The organism is Mesorhizobium sp. B2-3-4 (genome assembly GCF_006442315.1).
In the GTDB taxonomy this organism is placed as follows: Bacteria; Pseudomonadota; Alphaproteobacteria; order Rhizobiales; family Rhizobiaceae; genus Mesorhizobium.
The window spans coordinates 42,825-64,586 of the sequence record NZ_VFVY01000030.1 but is presented as its reverse complement, the minus strand read 5'-3'; the positions used below and the strand labels follow the sequence as shown (position 1 = coordinate 64,586).

The following is a 21,762-nucleotide window of genomic DNA, read 5'->3' as shown; positions in this document are numbered from 1 at the left end:
GACAAGCAGGGCTCGGGTACGCTGCAGCGGGCCGAGACGACGGAAATAGATGCCGCCACGACGATCAAGGCCGACGCGACCAGTAATGGCGACGGCGGCACCATCATCGTCTGGTCCGACGCGGTGACGACGTTCGCCGGCAAGATTTCCGCTCGCGGCGGAGACGGAGGCGGCAATGGCGGCTTCACCGAAGTGTCGGGCAAGCAGCGGCTCGACTTCACCGGCTCCGCCGACCTCAGGGCCAGGTTCGGCTATACCGGCGACCTGCTGCTCGATCCATACAATGTCACCATTTCCAATGCGGCCGATACCGGCGGCTTCACCGCCGGCGCCAATGACAGCGTGATCAACGTCACCACGCTCCAGAACCAGCTGGCGATGGCCAATGTGACGATCTCGACAGGCAGCGGCGGCTCGCAGGCCGGCGACATCACGGTCGCGGCACCGATCAGCTGGAGCGACACCACGCTGACGCTCAGCGCCTATCATTCCATTGTCTTCAACGCCGGCGCCACGATCGGCGGCGTGGGCGGAATTTCGCTGGTCACCAACAATGGCGGCACCGGCGGCGCCATCACCTATGCGCTCGGCGCGAAGCTGACTTTCACCGGCACGCCGGGCGGGCAGGCCCTGTCGATCAACGGACAGGGCTATACGCTGATCTACGACATCAACGGGCTGCAGGCGATCAACAGCGGCTTGAACGGCCGCTACGCGCTCGCCAACGACATCGAGGCCAGTTCCACCTACTCCTGGAACAACCTGATGGGGTTCACGGCGCTCGGCACCGACGGCAATACCAATATCCAGAATGGCGGCTTCGGTTTCAACGGCACGTTCGACGGGCTCGGCCACATCATCAACCAGCTTTGGGTCAGGCAGATTCCGTCGAACTATGTCGGCCTGTTCGGCTATATCGGCCAGTCCGGCGTCGTGCGCAATGTCGGCCTGGTGGACGGCTATACCAGCGGCTCCTACGACACGGGAGCGATCGCCGGGTTAAGCAGAGGCACGATCTCCGGTGTCTGGGCAAGCGGGTACCTGGAAGGTTCCGGCGGCTCCGGCGGTCTGGTCGGGACCAACTTCGGCACGATCACACGATCGTTCTCGACCGTGGCGGTGCAATCTCGCGATGCGAGCGCGGTCGGCGGCCTTGTCGGCTCCAACAGCGGGACGATCAGCCAGGTCTATGCCACCGGCTCGGTTCTCGGCGGCATCAAGGTCGGTGGCCTGGTTGGGATCAATCTGGGGACACTGAGCGACGGGTATTCGACCGGCGCCGTGAACGGAACGATGGGCGCCACCGACATCGGCGGCAGCGTCGGCTTGTCCAATACCTCGCTCACGAATGTCTATTTCGACACCACCACGTCGGGAACGACCACGGGCGTGGGTCTGAACTACGCGGCCGGGACCAGTACAGGGCTGACCACGGCGCAGTTGCAAGGCGGTGGCGCAACCGGCCTGAGCGCGGCCTTCGGCGGGGGAACGGGCGGACTCTATCCCTATCTCAACAGCTACTATCCGAACGGCGTCCAGGCGATTTCCGGCATCGCCTACAAGGACAATGGCGTCACCCCGCTCTCTTCCGGCACGAGACAGCCCTATTATGTGAAGAACCCGGGTTTCGTCACCGGCGTTTCGAACGGCGTCGATATCGGCACCGTCACCACCGGCGTCAACGGCTATTACTACATCGCCGTGCCGACCGGCTGGATCAATGACAGCGTACTGGCCTACACGGTTCGCGATGCCGATCCGAACGACAGCTCGGGGGCCCAGAATGGCGTGACCTTCCGCACGGGCCTGTCGGGCGGCAACGTCTCCAATCTCAATGTCTACGGCAACTGGCGTCTCGACGAGGCCGACAGCTCGATCACCTCTCTGTCGGCGCTGCAAAGCGCCGCCGCGACCACCGTGGGGTCGACCTATGTCGGCAGCCTGTCCTTCGCCAACTGGCAGATCGAGACGGCGGCGACCACCTTCGCGCTCGATCAGGCAATATCGATCGGTGCCGGGACGATGGCGCTGTCGTCCAACGGCACGGTGACGCAGACCAGCAGCGTGTCGGCGGGCTCGCTTTGGCTCGGCCGCACGGGCGGGTTCAACCTGACCAACGCCGGTAACCAGATCGGCACGATCGCCGGCAATGTCGGGTCGGTGGCGCTCACCGACCTGGGCGGGCTGGTCATCGGCAGCATCGGCAATGCACGTGGCGTATCCACTTCCGGTGTGACCACGACGGATCAGGTCAATCTGCAGACCACGGGCGATCTGACGATCGCGGCCGGCGCCAAGGTCAGCGGCGCCAATCCGGTGCTTGCCGCCGGCGGCAAGTTCATCAACAGCCGCGGCAGCGATGCCGTGACCGCCACAAGCGGCCGCTGGTTGGTCTATGCGGCGGCGCCCACCGGCAACACATTCGGCAATCTCAACAGCGGCAATACGGCGGTTTGGAGCACGGCGGCCGGCGGGGCGGTGAGCGCGAGCGGCAACCGCTATGTCTTCGCCTACCAGCCGACGCTGACCTTCACCTCGACCAACACCACCAAGATCTATGGCGACACGACGGTTCCGGCGCTCGCCTACACGGTCTCGGGCTATCAGACGGGCGCCGCCAATGCCTATCTCGGCGACAGCGCGGCCAACACATTCACCGGTGCGCCGTCACTGTCCTCCGCCACGTTGCCCGCCGACGAGCAGGTTGGCGGCGGGCCTTATGCCATCACCATCGGCGCCGGCAGCCTGAGTTCTGTTAACGGCTATGCCTTCGCCTTCAACAGCGCCGGCCTGCTCAGCGTCGCGAAGCGGGCGATCACGGTCACGGCCAATTCCAGCCAGGGCAAGACCTTTGGCGACGCCGACCCCACATCCTACACTTACACGGTTTCCGATCTCGGCAACGGCGTCGCCCTGGCCGGCTCGCTGGACCGTGTCGCCGGCGAGAACGCCGGCGCCTACGCGATCGGCCAGGGAACGCTGACCAACGCCAACAATACCAATTACGACATCACCTATCTGGGCGCCGATTTCACGATCGGCAAACGGGCCATCACCGTCACCGTCGATCAGGGACAAGGCAAGGTCTATGGCGACAGCGATCCTGCCACCTATAGCTACTCCGTCTCCAATCTGGGCGGTTTGACGCTGACGGGCAGTCTCGACCGCGAGGCGGGCGAGAATGCAGGCACGTATACGATCGGCCAGGGTACGCTCGACGTAACAAACTCCAACTACGACATCACCTTCATCGGCGCTGATTTCACCATCGCCAGGCGTGCCGTGACGGTCACGGCCAATTCCGGCCAGGGCAAGACGTACGGCGATGCCGATCCGTCTTCCTACCTCTATACCTATTCCGATCTCGGCGCGGGTGTGGCGCTGGTTGGCTCACTCGATCGCACGGCCGGCGAAAATGTCGGCAGCTATGTCATAGAGCAGGGAACGCTGACCAACGCGGCGAACTCGAATTACGACATCACTTTCGAGAGCAACGACTTCGACATCGGCAAGCGGGCGGTCACGGTCACCGCGAGCACCAATCAGGGCAAGATCTACGGCGATGCCGACCCGTCGTCCTATCTCTATACCTATTCCGACCTCGGCACGGGTGCGGCGTTGGTGGGTGCACTCGATCGCACGGCCGGTGAGAACGTCGGCAGCTATGCCATCGGGCAGGGCACGCTGACCAACGCTGCGAACTCGAATTACGATATCACTTTCGAGAGCAACGACTTCAGCATCGGCAAGCGGGCGGTCACGGTCACCGCGAGCGCCAACCAGGGCAAGACTTATGGCGATGCCGATCCGTCGTCCTATGGCTTTACCACGTCAGGTCTCGGCAGCGGTGTCGCACTGGTCGGTGCGCTCGATCGCACTGCCGGTGAGAATGTCGGCGGCTATGCCATGGGGCAGGGCACGCTGACCAACGCCAACAATTCGAACTATGACATCACGTTCGAGGGCAGCAATTTCACCATCGGCAAGCGCGCGGTCACCGTTACGGCAAGCGCTAACCAGGGCAAGGCGTACGGCGATACCGATCCGTCGTCCTACCTCTACACCTACACCGACCTCGGCAGCGGCGTTGCTCTTGCCGGCTCACTCGATCGCACTGCTGGCGAGAATGTCGGGGGTTATGCCATCGGCCAGGGCACACTGACCAACGCCAACAATTCGAACTACGACATCACCTTCGACAGCTCGACCTTCAACATCGGCAAGCGGGTGGTCACCGTTATGGCGAGCGCCAATCAAGGCAAGACCTATGGCGATGCCGACCCGTCATCCTACCTCTACACCTATTCCGATCTTGGGACTGGTGCGGCACTGGTCGGGGCGCTCGATCGCGTGGCCGGAGAAAATGTCGGTGATTATGCGATCGGGCAGGGTACGATCACCAACGCCAACAACTCGAACTACGACATCACCTTCGACAGCTCGACCTTCGCCATAGGCAAGCGGGCGGTCACGGTTACGGCAAGCGCCAACCAGGGCAAGATCTATGGCGATGCCGATCCGTCGTCCTACCTTTATACCTATTCCAATCTCGGGACCGGCGTGGCCCTGGTCGGTGCGCTCGATCGCGCCGCCGGTGAAAATGTCGGCGGCTATGCCATCGGGCAGGGGACGCTGACCAACGCCAACAATTCGAACTATGACATCACTTTCGACAGCTCGACCTTCACCATAGGCAAGCGGGCCGTCACGGTCACGGCGAGCGCCAACCAGGGCAAGACCTATGGCGATGCCGACCCGTTATCCCTGGGCTACACCACGTCAAGCCTCGGCAGTGGTGTCGCACTCGTCGGCGCGCTCGACCGGGCCTCGGGCGAGAATGTCGGCGGCTACGCGATCGGGCAGGGTACGATCACCAACGCCAACAACTCGAACTACGACATCACCTTCGACAGCTCGACCTTCAACATAGGCAAGCGGGCCGTCACGGTCACGGCAAGCGCCAACCAAGGCAAGACCTACGGCAATACCGATCCATCCTCGTACGGCTACACGACATCAGGCCTCGGCAATGGTGTCGCCCTCGTCGGCGCGCTCGACCGGGCCTTTGGGGAGGATGTCGGCGGCTACGCGATCGGCCAGGGTACGATCACCAACGCCAACAATTCGAACTACGATATCACCTTCACGACCGGGACTGACTTCACCATCGCCAAACGGGCGGTTACGGTGACAGCGACGGCAGGCCAGGGCAAAACCTATGGCAATGCCGATCCATCGAGCTATGGCTTTACCAATTCGGGCCTCGGCAGTGGTGTCGCCCTTGTCGGCGCGCTCGAACGCGCTTCGGGCAAGGATGTCGGCGGCTACGCAATCGGGCAGGGCACGCTGACCAACGCCAACAACTCGAACTACGACATCACTTTCGATGGTTCGACGTTCGCCATCGGCAAGCGCGCGGTGACGGTCACGGCAATGGCTGGCCAAGGCAAAACCTACGGCGATGCCGACCCGTCGACCTATGGCTTTACCAATTCGGGCCTCGGCACCGGCGTTGCGCTTGTCGGCGCGCTGGACCGGGCGAGCGGCGAAAATGCCGGCGGCTACGCGATCGGCCAGGGCACGCTGACCAACGCCAACAATTCTAACTACGACATCACTTTCGACAGTTCGATCTTCGTCATCGGCAAGCGTGCCATCACCGTCACGGCGACTGCGGGCCAGGAGAAGACCTATGGCGATCTGGATCTGTCGACCTATGGCTACACCACGTCGGGCCTCGGCAATGGCGCGGCACTTGTCGGCGCGCTTGGCCGGGCAAGCGGCGAGGATGTCGGCAGCTACGCCATCGGCCAGGGCACGCTCTCCAACGCCAGCAATTCGAACTACGACATCACCTTCGTCGGCGGCGCGAGCTTCACGATCGGCAAACGGGCAGTGACGGTCACCGCCACATCGGGGCAGGGCAAGATCTACGGCAATGCCGATCCGTCATCCCTGGGCTACGCGACGTCGAGCCTGGGCAATGGCGCTGCCCTTGTCGGCGCGCTCGACCGTGTCGCCGGCGAGGATGCCGGTGCCTATGCGATCGGCCAGGGGACACTGACCAACGCCAACAATTCGAACTATGACATCAGCTTCGTGGGCGGCACGAATTTCACCATCGACAGGCGCGCCATCACTGTCATGGCCGATGCGCAAAGCCGGGCACAGGGCATGCCCAACTCCCCGCTCACCTACATGATCGGCGGCCTGGGACTGGCAAGCGGCGATGCGCTCACCGGGGCGCTTTCGACCGATGCAACCACGGCCAGCGCGCCGGGCAGCTATGCCATCGAGCAGGGCAGCCTCGCCGCTTCGGCCAACTATGATCTGACCTATGTCGGCGCGAACCTCGTCGTGCAGCCAGGCAATGTCGTGCCCTCGGCCGATACCGCCAGCGTCGTCGCCTACAGCGCGGTCAGCCATGGCGCCGGCCAGCCCGTCCCGGTGTTCTTCACCGGGCAGCCGCCCGGCGGCGGCGAGCAGGCGCTTTTCGAGGATCCGCGCCTCGACGGTCCGGCCTTCTGCCAGGACATGGCGCAGACTGCCGCTGTCTGCGCTGCATCCATCCAGTAAAGGCGTCAGGCCGGCGCCTTACTCTCCCGGCTGCGGGCGCAGTGTCGGCAACCGGGGCGTCCCGCGGCGCAGCCGCTGGCACCAGCGGCCGAAGCGGTCGACATAGATGTAGATGACCGGCGTCGTGTAGAGCGTCAGGATCTGGCTCAGGATGAGGCCGCCGACGATAGCGATGCCGAGCGGCTGGCGCAATTCGGCGCCTTCGCCAAGGCCGATGGCCAGCGGCACGGCGCCGAACAGCGCCGCCATGGTCGTCATCATGATCGGGCGGAAGCGCAGCAGGCACGCCTGATAGATGGCATCGTGCGCCGACTTGCCGTCATTGCGCTCGGCAGCCAGCGCGAAGTCGATCATCATGATGGCGTTCTTCTTGACGATGCCGATCAGGAGGATGATGCCGATCAGCGCCATGATCGAGAATTCGATGTCGAACAGCGACAAGGCGAGCAATGCGCCGACACCGGCCGACGGCAGGGTCGACAGAATGGTCAGCGGGTGCGCGTAGCTTTCGTAGAGGATGCCGAGCACGACATAGACGGCAATCAGCGCGGCCAGGATCAGCAGCGGCTGATCGGAGAGCGAGTCCTGGAAGACGCGCGCCGTGCCCTGGAAACTGCCGTGGATCGTGGCCGGCATGCCGATGCGGTCGGCTGCCGCGTTGATGGCTTCGACCCCTTCGCTGAGCGCGACACCCGGTGCCAGGTTGAAAGACAGGGTGGTGGCCACGAACAGGCCCTGGTGATTGACCGAAAGCGGGGTGCTGCCGGGACCGTAATGCGCGATGGCCGACAGCGGCACCATGGTCTCGGCTCCGGTGCTGACCGCCGAACCGGTCGAGGCGGCGCTCCTGCCGGTGCTGGTGATGGAATTGTTGGCCTGGTTGCGCGCCGCGTCGGCGGCGATCGACTGGGCAGTCGTGGACGTGCCGGGTACGACGAAGGTGCCGGCGACCGCATTGCTCGACTGCGATCCGCCGACCGATCCGCCCGATGTGCTGACATAGACTTTTTTCAAAGCGTCCGGGGTCTGCCAGTATTGCGGCGCCACTTCCATGATGACGTGATACTGGTTGCGCTGGACATAGATGGTGGACACCTGGCGCTGGCCGAAGGCGTCGTAGAGCGTGTTGTCGATCTCGCTTGCCGATATGCCGAGCCGCGTTGCCGTGTCACGATCGATGGTGACGTCGGCTTCCAGGCCCTTGTTCTGCTGGTCGCTGTTGACGTCGGTGAGCCTGGGCTCCGTTTGCAGGGCGGCGGCGAGCTTCGGCGCCCACTCCGCCAGTTCGTCGAAACTGTCGCCTTGCAACGTGTACTGGTACTGCGCGTTCGACTGGCGGCCACCGACGCGTATGTCCTGCACCGCCTGCAGGAAAAGCGTGGCGCCCGGAACGACAGCCAGTTTGGGCCGCAGCCTGGCGATCACCTGGTCGGCGGAGATCTTGCGCTCGGCCAGCGGCTTCAGCGACACAAACATGTAGCCTGAATTGGTCTGGCCGCCGCCGGTGACGCCGACCGCCGTGTCGACGGCCGGATCCTTGCCGACGATGGCGGCGAACTGGCTGAGCTTGTGCTGCATTGACTGGAAGGAGGTCGCCTGGTCGGCCTGGATCGAGCCGGTCAGCCGTCCCGTATCCTGCTGCGGGAAGAAGCCTTTCGGAATGGTGACGTAGAGGTAGCCATTGAGGCAGAGCGTCGCCGCAAGAACCGCCATGACCAGCCGCGGGTTGTCGAGCGCCCAGGACAGTGACCGGCGATAGAAGCCCAGCATGGCTTCGAAGATACGTTCGCTGAAGCGGTAGAGCCGGCCATGACCGCGTTCCTGTTGGGGGCGCAGCAGGATCGAACACATCATCGGCGTGGTGGTCAGCGAGATGGCGAGCGAGACCAGGATCGCCGCCGATAGCGTGATGGCGAATTCGCGAAACAGCCGGCCGACGATGCCGCCCATGAGCAGGATCGGAATGAAGACGGCGATCAGCGACAGGCTCATCGACAGCACGGTGAAGCCGACTTCCTGGGAGCCCTTGATGGCCGCCTCCATGCGGCCCATGCCGGACGCTGTGTGGCGGGCGATGTTTTCGAGCACGACGATGGCGTCGTCGACGACGAAGCCGGTGGCGACAGTCATCGCCATCAGCGACAGATTGTCGATGCTGAAGCCGAGCAGGTACATGGCGCCTGATGTGCCGACCAGCGATACCGGCACGGCCACGATCGGCACCAGCGCCGAGCGCACGTCGCGCAGGAAGGCGAAGACGACGAGGATCACCAGGCCGATGGCGATCATCAGTGTTTGCGCGACCTCGCTCAGCGAAGCGCGGATGGTGGTCGAGCGGTCGAGCGCGACCGAGAGGTCGATGGCTGATGAGATCGAGGCCCGCAGCGTCGGCAGCAGCGCCTTCACCCGATCCACCGTCGCGATGATGTTGGCGTTGGGCGAGCGGTTGAGGATGATCAGCACACCCGGCTTGCCGTTGGCCAGTCCGGCATTGCGGATGTTCTCGACGGAATCGTTGACCTGGCCGACGTCGGAAAGCCTGACCGGCGCGCCGTTGCGGTAGGCGACGATCAGCGGGCGATAGGCGTCCGCCTGGTTGGCCTGGTCGTTGGCGTAGATCTGATAACGCTGGTCGCCGACGTCGATCGCGCCCTTGGGGCTATGGGCGTTGGCCGAGGCGAGAGTGGCGCGCACATCCTCCAGCCCGATGCCGTAGTCGTAGAGCACCTGCGGATTGAGCTCGACGCGCACCGCCGGCAGCGAGGCGCCGCCCACCGATACCTCGCCGACGCCGTCGACCTGCGACAGTTTCTGCGCCAGCACGGTGCTGGCGGCGTCGAAGAGCTGGCCCTTGGACAGAGTGTCCGACGTCATCGACAGGACAAGGATCGGGGCGTCGGCGGGATTGACCTTGCGGTAGGTCGGGTTGGAACGCAGGCTGGACGGCAGGTCGGCGCGGGCGGCATTGATCGCCGCCTGCACGTCACGCGCGGCGCCGTCGATGTCGCGGTCCAGTCCGAACTGCAAGGTGATCCGGGCGCTGCCGACGCTGCTTGACGAGGTCATTTCGTTGACATCGGCGATCTCGCCGAGATGCCGTTCGAGTGGGCTGGCGACAGTGTTGGCCACCACCTGGGGGCTGGCGCCCGGCAGTGAGGCCGACACCGAGATGACGGGGTAATCGACCGCCGGCAGCGGCGCCACCGGCAATTGCGGAAACGCCACCAGCCCCGCCGCCAGCAGGCCGAAGGTCAGCAAGGTGGTCGCCACCGGCCGCCGGATGAAGGGAACCGACAGGTTCACGGCGCTGCGTCCGCGCGCGCGGTACCGGAAAGAGCGGCACGGGGCGGATTGGGTTCGATGCCTTGCATGCGGGCGGCAAGGCGGTCGAACCAGAGATAGATCACCGGCGTGGTGAACAGCGTCAGCAACTGGCTGAGCAGCAGGCCGCCGACGATGGAGACGCCGAGGGGATGGCGCAGTTCCGAGCCGACGCCGGTACCAAGCATCAAAGGCAGCGCGCCGAGCATCGCCGCCAGCGTCGTCATCAGGATGGGACGGAAGCGCAACAGGCAGGCCTGGTAGATCGCTTCTCGCGGCGCCTTGCTCTCGTTGCGCTGCGCATCGAGCGCGAAGTCGATCATCATGATGGCGTTCTTCTTGACCACGCCGATCAAGAGGATGATGCCGATGATCGAGATGATGGTCAGGTCCTGGCCGGCGATCATCAGCGCCAGCAGCGCGCCGATACCTGCCGAAGGCAGCGTCGACAGGATGGTGATGGGGTGGATGAAGCTCTCATAGAGCACGCCAAGCACGATATAGACCGTCACCACCGCGGCCAGGATCAGGAACAGCGTGTTGTCGAGCGAGGCCTGGAAGGCGCGCGCCGCGCCCTGGAAGCTGGTGATGATGCCGAGCGGCATGCCGATGTCGACCTGCGCCTTTTCGATCGCGCTGACCGCCTCTCCCAGAGACGCGCCGGGCGCCAGGTTGAACGAGACGGTGGTGGCCGGGAATTGGCCCATATGGGTGATCTGCAGCGGCGAGGTGGCGATGTGAGTGGTTGCCACCACCGACAGCGGCACCGGCGCGCCGCCCGTCGACGACGGCAGATAGACGGAGGACAGCGCCTTGAGCGTATCCTGCTCGGAAGGGGCTGCCTCGAGAATGACGCGGTACTGGCTCGACGTGGTGTAGATGGTCGAGACCATGCGCTGGCCGAAGGCGTCGTAGAGCGCGTTGTCGACGGTTGCCGGCGTGATGCCAAAGCGCGCGGCCTGGTCGCGGTCGATGTCGACAAAGACGGCAAGGCCACTGTTCGACAGGTCGCTTGCGACATCGGCGAGTTGCGGCAGCGTGTTCAGCTTTGCGAGCAGCTTCGGCGTCCATTCGCCCAGTTCGTCGGCGTTGGCGTCCTGGAGCACGAATTGATACTGGGTGCGGCTGACCTGGCCGTCGATGGTCAGATCCTGAACCGGTTGCAGGTAGAGCGTGACCCCGGCCACTGAAGCGGCTTCCTGTTTCAGGCGCGCGATGACTTGGGTGATGTCTGCGGTGCGCTCTTCATGCGGCTTGAGGTTGATCAGGATGCGGCCGACATTCATCGTAGTGTTGGTGCCGTCGACGCCGATGAAGGACGACAGGCTCTCGACGTCGGGATCCCTGAGAATGATGGCGGCCAGCTGCTGCTGGCGATCCGCCATGGCGGCATAGGAGATCGACTGCGGCGCTTCGGTGATCGCCTGGATGACGCCGGTGTCCTGCACGGGGAAGAAGCCCTTGGGGATGACGACGTAGAGGGCAGCCGTCAGCACCAGGGTCGCCGCCGCCACCACCAGCATCAGCGTCTGGCGGTCGAGCACCCAGCTCAGCGCCCGGCCGTAGCCGCGGATCACCCAGTCGAAGAATTCGCGGCTGGCGCGCTGCAGGGCGTTCTCGCGCACCGCCTTGAGCGGTTTGAGCAGCTTGGCGCAGGCCATCGGCACCAGCGTCAGCGACACCACGGCGGAGATCAGGATGGTGGTGGCGAGCGTGATGGAGAATTCGCGGAACAGCCGGCCCACGACATCGCCCATGAACAGAAGCGGGATCAGCACCGCGATCAGCGAGACGGTCAGCGAGATGATGGTGAAGCCGATCTGCTGCGAGCCCTTCAGCGCCGCCTGCATCGGTGTCGCGCCTTCCTCGACATAGCGGGCGACGTTCTCGATGACGACGATGGCGTCGTCGACGACGAAGCCGGTGGCGATGGTCAGCGCCATCAGTGACAGATTGTCGAGGCTGAAGCCGAACAGATACATCACGCCCAGCGTGCCGACCAGCGACAGCGGTACCGAGAGGCTCGGGATGAGCGTGGCGCGCGCGCTGCGCAGGAAGACGAAGATGACCAGCACGACCAGGATGATGGCGAGCGTAAGCTCGTACTCGACATCGCGCACCGAGGCGCGGATGGTGGTGGTGCGGTCGGTCAGCACCTTGACGTCGACGGCGCTCGGCAGTGAGGCCTGGAGCTGCGGCAGCAGCGCCTTGATACGGTCGACCACGTCGATGACGTTGGCGCCGGGCTGGCGCTGGATGTTGAGGATGATCGCCGGCGTGGCGTCCATCCAGGCGGCGAGCCGGTTGTTTTCCGTGGCATCGACCACGTCGGCTACATCGCTCAGCCGTACAGGCGCGCCGTTCCTGTAGGCGACGATCAGCGAACGGTATTCGTCGGCGCTCTTCAACTGGTCGTTGGCGTTGATGGTGTAGGCGCGCGAGGGGCCGTCGAAATTGCCCTTCGGCGTGTTGACATTGGCGCTCCCCAAAGTGGTGCGCAGGTCATCGAGATTGAGGCCGTAGGCGCGAGCTTGCGTGGGTCGGCCTGGACGCGCACGGCGGGGCGCTGGCCGCCCGAGAGGCTGACGAGGCCAACGCCCGGCAGCTGCGATATCTTCTGCGCCAGCCTGGTGTCGGCGAGTTGCTGCACGTCGCGCAGCGGCATGGTGGCCGAGGTCAGGCCAAGCGTGAGCACCGGTGCGTCGGCCGGATTGACCTTGGCGTAGATCGGCGGCGCCGGCAGGTCGGCGGGCAAGAGGTTGCCGGCGGCGTTGATGGCGGCCTGCACCTCCTGCTCGGCGACATCGAGCGAGATCGCCAGGCTGAACTGCAGCGTGATGACGGACGACCCGGCCGAACTCACCGAGTTCATCTGGTTGAGGTTGGCGATCTGGCCGAGCTGGACTTCCAGCGGCGCTGTGACCGAGGACGTCATAACGTCGGGGCTGGCGCCGGGATAGAAGGTCTGTACCTGGATGGTCGGATAGTCGACCTCGGGCAAGGCGGAGACCGGCAGATAGCGGTAGGCCAGCATGCCCGACAGCATGATCGCCACCATGAACAGCGATGTCGCCACCGGCCGCAGGATGAAGGCGCGTGACGGGCTCATTGCGTCTGCCCGGACTCCGGCTGTCCCGTTTGCGAATGCCGGTGCTTGTGGCCCTGATGCTTGCGGGTGGCGCCGTCCGGTGCCTGTCCATCCGATTGCGTATCCGCGGGCACGTTTGCCTGGGCCGGTGGGCTTGCCGGGTTTCCCGTCTCGGCCGGCGGTGTTGCCTGCCCCGTGGTCGAGGCCGTCGCCGAGGGCTGTGCGGGGTTGGCCTGACCGTCCTGGCGCAGGTTGATGTGGGCACCGTCGCGAAGCTTGTCGGCACCGTCGACGACGACGCTGTCGCCGGGGTTGAGCCCCGACAGGATTTCGACGCGTTCGCCATTGGTGACACCAAGCGTAACCTTGCGCACGGAAACGGTGCTGTCAGGATTGACCAGATAGACGAACGTGCCGGGCAGGCCGCGCTGGATCGCCGCGACCGGCGCGATCGCCACGTCCTTGTGCTGGTCGACGAGAAGCTCGACGTTGACGAACTGGTTTGGATAGAGGAGGCGCTGGTCGTTGCCGAAACCGGCCCTCAGCTTGATGGTGCCGGTGCTCGGGTCGATCTGGCTGTCGAAGGTCTCGAGCTGGCCGTCGGCGAGTTTCCTGGCTCCGGCGCGGTCGAAGGCGGTGACGGGCAAGGTGGCGCCCTGCTGCATGCGTTGCGCGATCGCGGGCAATTGATCCTCGGGCACGGTGAACAGCACGCTGATCGGCTGGATGCGGGTGATGACGACGATGCCGTTGGCGTCGCCCGGGGTCATGTAGTTGCCCTCGTCCACCTGGCGCAGGCCCGCCCGTCCATCCGTCGGCGACAGGATGCGGCAGTCGTCGAGATTGACCGTGGCGGACTGGATCAAGGCCTTGTCGTACTCGATCGTGCCCGCGTCCTGACCGACCAGCGCAACCTGGGCATCGTAGGCCTGGTGCGTTACCGTTCCCTGGTCGACCAGCGTCTTGTCACGCGCGAGGTCAAGCTGGGCGTCGTTCAGCATTGCCTGGTCGCGGGCGAGCTGACCCTGTGCCTGGGCGAGCGCCGCCTGATAGGGGCGAGGATCGATCTCAGCCAGCAGATCGCCCTTCCTGACGTCCTGGCCTTCCTTGAAATTCACCTGGAGAAGGGGGCCGGTGACCTGTGTCTTGACCGTCACGGTGGAGAGCGAGGTGACGGTGCCCAGCGCATCGAGGGCGACGTCCATCGTGCCTTTGTCGATGGTAGCGGCGCCGATCGACATGGGCTGCGCGTTTCGCCGGTTGCCCTGTTGTCTGGGCAGGGTCGGCGGACGCTCATAGAGATAGGCTCCGGTTGCGACGACGAAGGCGAAGAAGATCAGCCACGGAATCCAGCCGCGCGAACGGTGTGGCGCGACGGTTGTCTGCAGGGGCATTTCCAGTTGCTGGTCCATGGCGGCATCTTTCACCCCCATCAACCAATATGGCCGAACCCCCGCGAAGTCGAATTAACTGTTAGACAGGTTCGAACCCCTAAAGACCTCACCGATTTCGCAAGGCCGTGCCACTTCGCCAGTTAAGGTCGGACGCCTTCACTCGGCGGCCTGAACCCGGCTGGCCGCGATGATCGCGCGAATCTCGGAGCGGCAGGAGCCGCAATTGGTGCCTGCCTTCAGCGCGACGCCGATGGCGTCGACGGTGATGCAGCCGGCCGCTGCGGCCGCCGTGATCTGGTTGACCCCGACATTGAAACAGGAGCAGACCGTCGCGCCCGCATCGGGCTGTTCGGTACCGGCACGGCCGGCGACGATCCTGAAGCGCTGGCGCTGGCTGGCATGGATCTCTTCGAGCTGCTGCGCTGCCCAGCCTCTCGATACGGCGACCGGGTCCGGCGCGACATACAAGGCGCCCACCAGTTGCGCGCCATCGAAGGCCGCGATGCGGTGCTGGCCGGCATCGCGGTCATGGTAGGCGAGGACTTCGGCATCCACGGCACCGAAGAGCGAGGTGGCGAAGGCCGTCCAGTCGACATCGTCGCGGGCAAGGGCGAACTCGACCCGCCAGCCACCCCGGCATCGGGCCACCGCCCAGTAATCGGCGGCAATCGTCGCCGGTCTCTTGCGTGTCACGGCGAAGCCGAAAACCCTAGCGGTAAATTTCTCGATGCGGACGGCAACATACTTCAGCGCGGGTTGGCCTGACACCGGATCGGTGAGCGATGCCGTCAGCGTGTCGAGCCGGCCCCTGGCGGCGAACTGGTCGGTCCAGTGCATTGGCGCGAACAGGCTGCCTTGGCGTTGGCGCGTGGTCACCAGCACGCGGACCAGCACCTCGCCGCGCGGAGATGAGACCCGTGCGATGTCGGCATCGCCAATCCTGTGGCGTTGTGCATCCACGGGATGGATTTCGACGAAGGGTTCGGCGATGTGCTGGGACAGGCGCGGGCTTTTGCCGGTGCGCGTCATAGTGTGCCAGTGGTCGCGGATGCGGCCGGTGTTGAGGACGAGCGGGAAGTCGGGGCTGATGCGGGTTTCAGCCGAAGCCTGGACGGGGATGAAGCGGGCCTTGCGGTCGGGGGTGTAGAAGGCGCCGTCGGCGAAGAAGCGGATGGGCTGGCGTTCGGTCGAGTTGACCGTCTCGGGTTGATGTTCGGCTTGAGTTTCCATCTCTGGGCTCGAGCTCGGCGTTGGCCATTGGAATGGCGTCAGCCTCTCATAGGCTTCAGCATCAATCTCGCCATACGCGCCAATGTCGAAATCCCGCACGCCATCGTTCTCGAAACCCGACAGCGCGGCGTGCTCGGCGAAAATCTGCGCCGGCGTCTCATGCGCGAACGCCTCGGCAAACCCCATGCGCCGCGCCACCTCGGCTGTAATCCACCAGTCGGGCCGCGCCTCGCCGGGGGCTGCCAGGAAGGCGCGCTGGCGCGAGATGCGGCGCTCGGAATTGGTGACGGTGCCGTCCTTCTCACCCCAGGCCGTTGCCGGCAGCCGGACATGGGCGTGGCGCACCGTATCGGTGCTTTCCAGCACGTCCGACACCACGACGAAGGGACAGGCCTTGATCGCCGCTTCGACCGCGCCGGCGTCGGGCATGGAATCGACCGGGTTGGTGGCCATGATCCACAGCGCCTTGATGCGTCCGTCGGCCACCGCCTCGAACATGTCGACGGCCTTCAGCCCGGATCGCTGCGCAATCGCCGGGGCGTTCCAGAAACGCTCGACCCGGTCGCGATGCGCGGGGTTGTCGATCTCCATATGGGCGGCGAGCATGTTGGCCAGGCCGCCGACCTCGCGGCCGCCCATGGCGTTGGGCTGGCCGGTGACCGAAAACGGTCCGGCGCCTGGCCTGCCGATGCGGCCGGTGGCGAGATGGCAATTGATGATGGCGTTGACCTTGTCGGTGCCGGACGACGACTGGTTGACGCCCTGGCTGTAGACCGTCACCGTCTTCGCGGTTTCGGCGAACAGGCTGTAGAAGCGGGCAAGCTCGTCCTCGTCGAGGCCGGTGGCCGCGGCAACCCCGGCAAGGTCGAGCTTCGAAGCGGCGAAAAGCGCCTGCCCGAAGCCGGTCGTGTGCGCGGTGATATAGGTGCGGTCAAGCGCATTGTGCTGACCGAGCCAGTCGAGCAGGCCGGTGAACAGGGCGACATCGCCATCCGGGGCGATCGCCAGATGCATGTCGGCGATATCAGCGGTCATGGTGCAGCGCGGGTCGATGAGCACGACCTTCATCCCGGGCCGCTTTTCCCGGGCCGCGGCGATGCGCTGGTAGAGCACTGGATGGCACCAGGCGAGATTGGAGCCGACCAGCACGATGAGGTCGGCGAGTTCCAGATCCTCGTAGGTGCCGGGCACCGTGTCGGAGCCGAAGGCGCGGCGGTGGCCGGCGACGGAGGAGGCCATGCAGAGCCGCGAATTGGTGTCGATGTTGGCCGAGCCGACGAAACCCTTCATCAGCTTGTTGGCGACGTAGTAGTCCTCGGTCAGCAACTGCCCCGAGACATAGAAGGCGACCGCGTCGGGACCGTGCTCGGCGATGGTCCGCGAGAAGGTCGAAGCGACGAGGTCGAGCGCTTCGTCCCAGCCTGTCCGGCGGCCATGGACCTGCGGATAAAGCAGCCTGCCGTCGAGATCGATGGTCTCGGCCAGCGCCGAGCCTTTGGAGCAAAGCCGGCCGAAATTCGCGGGATGATCGGGATCGCCGCGGACGGACACCTGCCCGTCCGCGGCGACCTTCGCCAGCACGCCGCAGCCCACCCCGCAATAGGGGCAGGTGGTCCTCACCTCGCGCGCTTCGTCGATCTCCATGATTTCAGGCAGCACGGCCGGCCAGCGCTTCCAGGGCGATGAACAGACGCTCGCCCTCGAGTTTGACCGGGATGGTGCGCACCGCGCCCTCGTCGGCATCGAGTGCCTTGCCGGTCTCCAGCGAGATCACCCAATTGTGCAACGGGCAGGTCACCGCCGCGCCGTGGACGATGCCCTGGCTCAGCGGTCCGCCCTTGTGCGGACAATGGTCGTCGATGGCGAAGACCTGATCGTCCGCGGTGCGGAAGACCGCGATCTTGCCTTGTGGCGTGGCGACGCAGCGCGCGCCACGGCGGGGGATGTCGGAGAGGGTGCCGATCGATATCCAGTCCATGATGATCACTCCGCCGCCTGCGCAAAACCAACCGAAGCCATCGGCCGGAACTCGTGCTTGTCCTTGCCGGAGACGCGTTCCGACCACGGATCGACCTGCGCTAATTTCTGACTGAAGACGAAGCGCTCGTAAAAGGCCTTGCGCTTCTCGGCATCGTCCATGATCTGGCGCTTGATTTCGGGTATTCCGACGCGCTTGGCCCATTTGTAGATGCGCTCGAGATAGCGGGCCTGCTCGCGGTACATCTGCGTCAGCGCCACGATATGCTCCAGCGCTTCGTCCTCGGTCCTGACCAGGCCGAGCACTTCGGTGCCCTTGATGTCGAGGCCGGCCGCGCCGGCGAAGTGGATCTCGTAGCCAGAGTCGACGCAGATGACGCCAACGTCCTTGCAGGTCGCCTCGGCGCAGTTGCGCGGACAGCCCGACACCGCCATCTTGACCTTGGCCGGCGTCCACGAGCCCCACATGAACTTCTCGATGCGCACGCCAAAGCCCGTCGAGTCCTGCGTGCCGAAGCGGCACCAGTCGGAACCGACGCAGGTCTTCACCGTGCGCAGGCCCTTGGCATAGGCGTGGCCGGAGACGAAGCCGGCCTGGCCGAGATCGGCCCACACCGCCGGCAAATCCTCCTTGCGGATGCCGAGCATGTCGATGCGCTGGCCGCCGGTGACCTTGACCATCGGGATCTCGAACTTGTCGACGACGTCGGCGATGGCGCGCAGTTCGGCGGCATTGGTCACGCCGCCCCACATGCGCGGCACCACCGAATAGGTGCCGTCCTTCTGGATGTTGGCGTGGACGCGCTCGTTGATGAAGCGCGACTGATAGTCGTCGGCGTATTCGTTCGGCCAATCGCAGACGAGGTAGTAGTTGAGCGCCGGCCGGCATTTGGCGCAGCCGCAGGAGGTCTTCCATTCAAGTTCCTGCATGACGGCGGGAATGGTCTTCAGCCCCTTGGCCTTGATCAGCCGGCGCACCTCGTCATGGCCGAGCGCGGTGCAGGAGCACATGGGCTGCACGGCGGCCGGGTTGTAGGTGTCGCCCAGCGTCAGCACCATCAGCTTCTCGACCAGCCCGGTGCAGGAGCCGCAGGAGGCCGAGGCCTTGGTGTGGGCGCGCACGTCATCGAGCGAGGACAGGCCCTTGGCCGTGATCGTGCTCGTGATCTTGCTCTTGCAGACGCCGTTGCAGCCGCAGATTTCCGCATCATCCGGCAAGGCTGCAACGGCCGCCATAGGGTCCAGCGGGGCACCCCCCTGGTATGACTGGCCAAAGATGAGCGTATCGCGCATCTGCGAAATGTCGGTCTGCTTCTTCTTCAGGTCGTTGAACCAGGCGCCATCGGCCGTTTCGCCATAGAGCACGGTACCGATGATGCGGTCGTCCTTCAGCACCAGGCGCTTGTAGACGCCGGCCGAAGCATCACGCAGCACGATCTCCTGGCGGTCGTCGCCATCGGCGAAGTCGCCCAGCGAGAACAGTTCGATGCCGGTGACCTTGAGCTTGGTCGGCGTGTCGGAATGGACGAAGGCGGCGGTCTCGTCGCCGGCCAGCTGGCTGGCGGTGACCCGCGCCATCTCATAGAGCGGCGCCACCAGCCCGTAGACCATGCCGTTGACCTCAGCGCATTCGCCGAGCGCATAGATGTCGGGGTCGTTGCTGCGCATGCCGGCATCGACGACGATGCCCCGGTTGACGGCAATGCCGGCGTCCTTGGCGAGTGCCGCGTTGGGCCGGATGCCAACGGCCATCACCACCAGTGTCGCCGGGATGATGGTGCCTTCGGCGAGTTCGACCTGCTCGACCTTGCCGTTGCCTGATATCGCCTGGGTGTTGGCCTTGGTGATGACCTTGATGCCGCGCTCTTCCACCGCCCGCTGCAGGAGATAGCCGGCGGCGGGATCGAGCTGGCGCTCCATCAGCGTCGGCATGACATGCAGAACGGTGACGTCCATGCCTTGCGCGTTGAGGCCGGCGGCGGCTTCGAGCCCGAGCAGGCCGCCGCCGATGACCACCGCCTTGGCACGCGACTGGGCGGCGAGCATCATCGCCCTGACGTCGTCGAGGTCGCGATAGGTCAGCACGCCCGGCAGATTGTGGCCGGGCACCGGGATGATGAACGGCACCGAGCCGGTGGCGATGACGAGCTTGTCGTAAGGCTCGGTCACGCCATGGTCGGAGGTGACGGTCTTCGCCGTGCGATCGATGGCGACTATTCTGTGGCCCTTGTAGAGGGTGATGCCGTGCTTGATGTACCAGCCATCGCCGTGGATGATGATCTCTTCGTAGTCCTTTTCGCCCGACAGGACCGGCGACAGCATGATGCGGTCGTAGTTCACCCTGGGTTCGGCGTTGAAGATGGTGACGGCGTAGCGGCCGGGCGCCTTCTCCAGCAGATGCTCCAGCATGCGCCCGGGGGCCATACCGTTGCCGATGATGACGAGTTTCTTTGTCATGTCAGGTCTCACTCCGCGGCGAAGGAAAGGCTTGAGGCGTCAGCTGCGGCCACGCGCATGCGGCGGATGGAAAAATGCATCCAGGCAAGGCAGGTGACGACGATGACGAAGAGCAGCATGAAGCAACTCGACCAGACGCCGGTGAGGTCGTTCAGCGCGCCGAAGGCGACTGGCAGGATGAAGCCGCCAAGGCCGCCGATCATGCCGACGACGCCGCCGACCGCGCCGACGCTCTGCGGATAGTAGGCTGGGATGTGCTTGTAGACGGCGGCCTTGCCGAGGCTCATGAAGAAGCCGAGCACGCAGGCGACCGCGATGAAGGCGACCGGGCCGATCTCGAAATGGAACGGGATCGGCCCGCTGATGCCGCGCACGACGTAATCCGCCGAGGGGAGAGACAGAACCAGGGTCGCGACGGCGCAGACGGCGAAGGTCCAGTAGAGCACGGTGCGGGCACCGATGCGGTCGGAAAGCACGCCGCCATAGGCGCGGAAGATGCTGGCCGGAATGGAATAGGCCGCGCCGATCATGCCGGCGGTGGCGATGCCGAAACCGTAGACGCCGATCAAATAGCGCGGCAGCCAGAGCGACAGCGCCACGAACGCGCCGAAGGCGAAGAAGTAGTAGAAGGCGAAGCGCCAGACCTGCAGGTTCTTCAGCGGCGCGAATTCCTGCCAGAAGCTTCTTGCCGGTGCCGCTTTGCCGGCACGGCGCTCGCGGATGACCGGATCGTCACCGGTGGTGAACCAGAACACGACCGCCATGACGACCAATACGGCCGCCCAGATCTGCGCCACCGACTGCCAGCCCCAGGCCAGCAGCACGAACGGCGCCAGGAATTTGGTGACCGCGGCCCCGACATTGCCGACACCGAAAATGCCGAGCGCGGTACCCTGCCTGCCGGCGGGGAAGAAGCGCGAGACATAGGCGACGCCGACGGCGAAGGAGCCGCCGGCAAGGCCGACGCCGAGCGCTGCGAGCAGCATCTGCCCGTAGGTGTGCGCAAAGGAGAGCAGGAAGGTCGCCAGCGCCGCCGCCAGCATGGTTGCGGTGTAGACCAGCCGTCCGCCGAAGCGGTCGGTCCAGACGCCGAGCACCATGCGCACGAGCGAGCCGGTGAGGATCGGCGTGCCGACGAGCAGACCGAACTCCGTCTCGTTCAGCCCAAGCTCCTGTTTGATGCGAATGCCGATGATCGAAAAGATCGTCCACACCGCGAAGCAGACGGTGAAGGCGATGGTGGACATTGTGAGCGCCTGCCGGGGAGCACTGTCCTGGCTGGGCGCGGCTGGGAGGGTTGCGGTCATCTGATGCTCCGGATTGCGGTGGGGGTGCCGCGTGTTTGTGGATCGAGGGCGCTTCGATCAGCGCTGCTGGCCTTGGACGGTCAATTCGGGGCGCTTGCCCTCTGTTCTGGGGTCGGTGGGAAACAAGAGCAGTGCGGCGGTAAACAGCACCGCCGTCAGCACGCTGCTGGCGATGAAATCGCGGCGCGTGAAATCCTTGAGGGTCGTCGCATTTGCGATCCGCTTCGTCATCATCCTCTCCGGTTGGCGCCGCCTGGGATCGGCGCGTGTTCGGGCCAAAACAAAAAAGCTGCCGTCCAGGCTCAACGCGTCCGTACATCCGGGATCGCGTATCGACCTGAGCGGCAGCTTTGCCTGTGGCGCCCGCCATTGGACGCCTGTTTCGTTGCCCCTAGGGGCTCGTTTATTTCAA

At 65.0% G+C, this 21,762-nt stretch carries 8 protein-coding genes and 1 pseudogene; 1 reads left to right on the top strand and 8 read right to left on the bottom strand.

Going from position 1 to position 21,762, the window contains the following annotated elements; genetic code table 11:
* A partial coding sequence (locus tag FJ967_RS33560) for an MBG-2 domain-containing protein (RefSeq protein WP_181176212.1) occupies nt 1-6,576 on the top strand: 6,576 nt, incomplete at its 5' end.
* Between the two features lie 18 nt (nt 6,577-6,594).
* Here the strand turns inward: FJ967_RS33560 and FJ967_RS31275 are convergent.
* The 8 genes and pseudogenes from FJ967_RS31275 to FJ967_RS33555 form a co-directional block, all read right to left on the bottom strand.
* On the bottom strand, nt 6,595-9,879 hold the full coding sequence (locus tag FJ967_RS31275; RefSeq protein WP_140736174.1) for an efflux RND transporter permease subunit: 3,285 nt from the start codon (nt 9,877-9,879) through the stop codon (nt 6,595-6,597).
* Nucleotides 9,876-13,006 (bottom strand): annotated as a pseudogene (locus tag FJ967_RS31270) (MdtB/MuxB family multidrug efflux RND transporter permease subunit). The gene FJ967_RS31275 and the pseudogene FJ967_RS31270 overlap by 4 nt, the downstream one beginning before the upstream one ends.
* Entirely contained in the window at nt 13,003-14,397 is a 1,395-nt protein-coding gene (locus tag FJ967_RS31265; RefSeq protein WP_140736173.1) for an efflux RND transporter periplasmic adaptor subunit, read from the bottom strand. The pseudogene FJ967_RS31270 and the gene FJ967_RS31265 overlap by 4 nt, the downstream one beginning before the upstream one ends.
* Before the next feature lie 138 nt (nt 14,398-14,535).
* Entirely contained in the window at nt 14,536-17,253 is a 2,718-nt protein-coding gene (locus FJ967_RS31260; protein WP_140736177.1) for a nitrate reductase, read from the bottom strand.
* Nucleotides 17,254-17,257: 4 nt separating this feature from the next.
* Entirely contained in the window at nt 17,258-17,587 is a 330-nt protein-coding gene (nirD, locus tag FJ967_RS31255) for a nitrite reductase small subunit NirD (RefSeq protein WP_140736172.1), read from the bottom strand.
* A 5-nt stretch (nt 17,588-17,592) separates the two neighbouring features.
* Entirely contained in the window at nt 17,593-20,043 is a 2,451-nt protein-coding gene (gene nirB, locus FJ967_RS31250) for a nitrite reductase large subunit NirB (protein WP_140736171.1), read from the bottom strand.
* Nucleotides 20,044-20,051: 8 nt separating this feature from the next.
* A complete protein-coding gene (locus tag FJ967_RS31245) occupies nt 20,052-21,350 on the bottom strand; it encodes a nitrate/nitrite transporter (RefSeq protein ID WP_140736170.1) in 1,299 nt (432 codons plus the stop codon).
* 57 nt (nt 21,351-21,407) lie between these two features.
* The gene (locus FJ967_RS33555) at nt 21,408-21,581 is read right to left on the bottom strand and encodes a hypothetical protein (RefSeq protein WP_181176211.1); all 174 of its coding nucleotides are present in this window, start codon (nt 21,579-21,581) and stop codon (nt 21,408-21,410) included.
* Nucleotides 21,582-21,762: the final 181 nt, after the last annotated feature.

Excerpts from the sequence above, each read along its gene's own strand:
- FJ967_RS31265 (WP_140736173.1), bottom strand. The coding sequence starts at position 14,397 with ATGGACCAGCAACTGGAAATGCCCCTGCAGACAACCGTCGCGCCACAC.
- FJ967_RS31260 (WP_140736177.1), bottom strand. The coding sequence starts at position 17,253 with ATGGAGATCGACGAAGCGCGCGAGGTGAGGACCACCTGCCCCTATTGC.
- nirD (WP_140736172.1), bottom strand. The coding sequence starts at position 17,587 with ATGGACTGGATATCGATCGGCACCCTCTCCGACATCCCCCGCCGTGGC.
- nirB (WP_140736171.1), bottom strand. The coding sequence starts at position 20,043 with ATGACAAAGAAACTCGTCATCATCGGCAACGGTATGGCCCCCGGGCGC.
- FJ967_RS31245 (WP_140736170.1), bottom strand. The coding sequence starts at position 21,350 with ATGACCGCAACCCTCCCAGCCGCGCCCAGCCAGGACAGTGCTCCCCGG.
- FJ967_RS33555 (WP_181176211.1), bottom strand. The coding sequence starts at position 21,581 with ATGACGAAGCGGATCGCAAATGCGACGACCCTCAAGGATTTCACGCGC.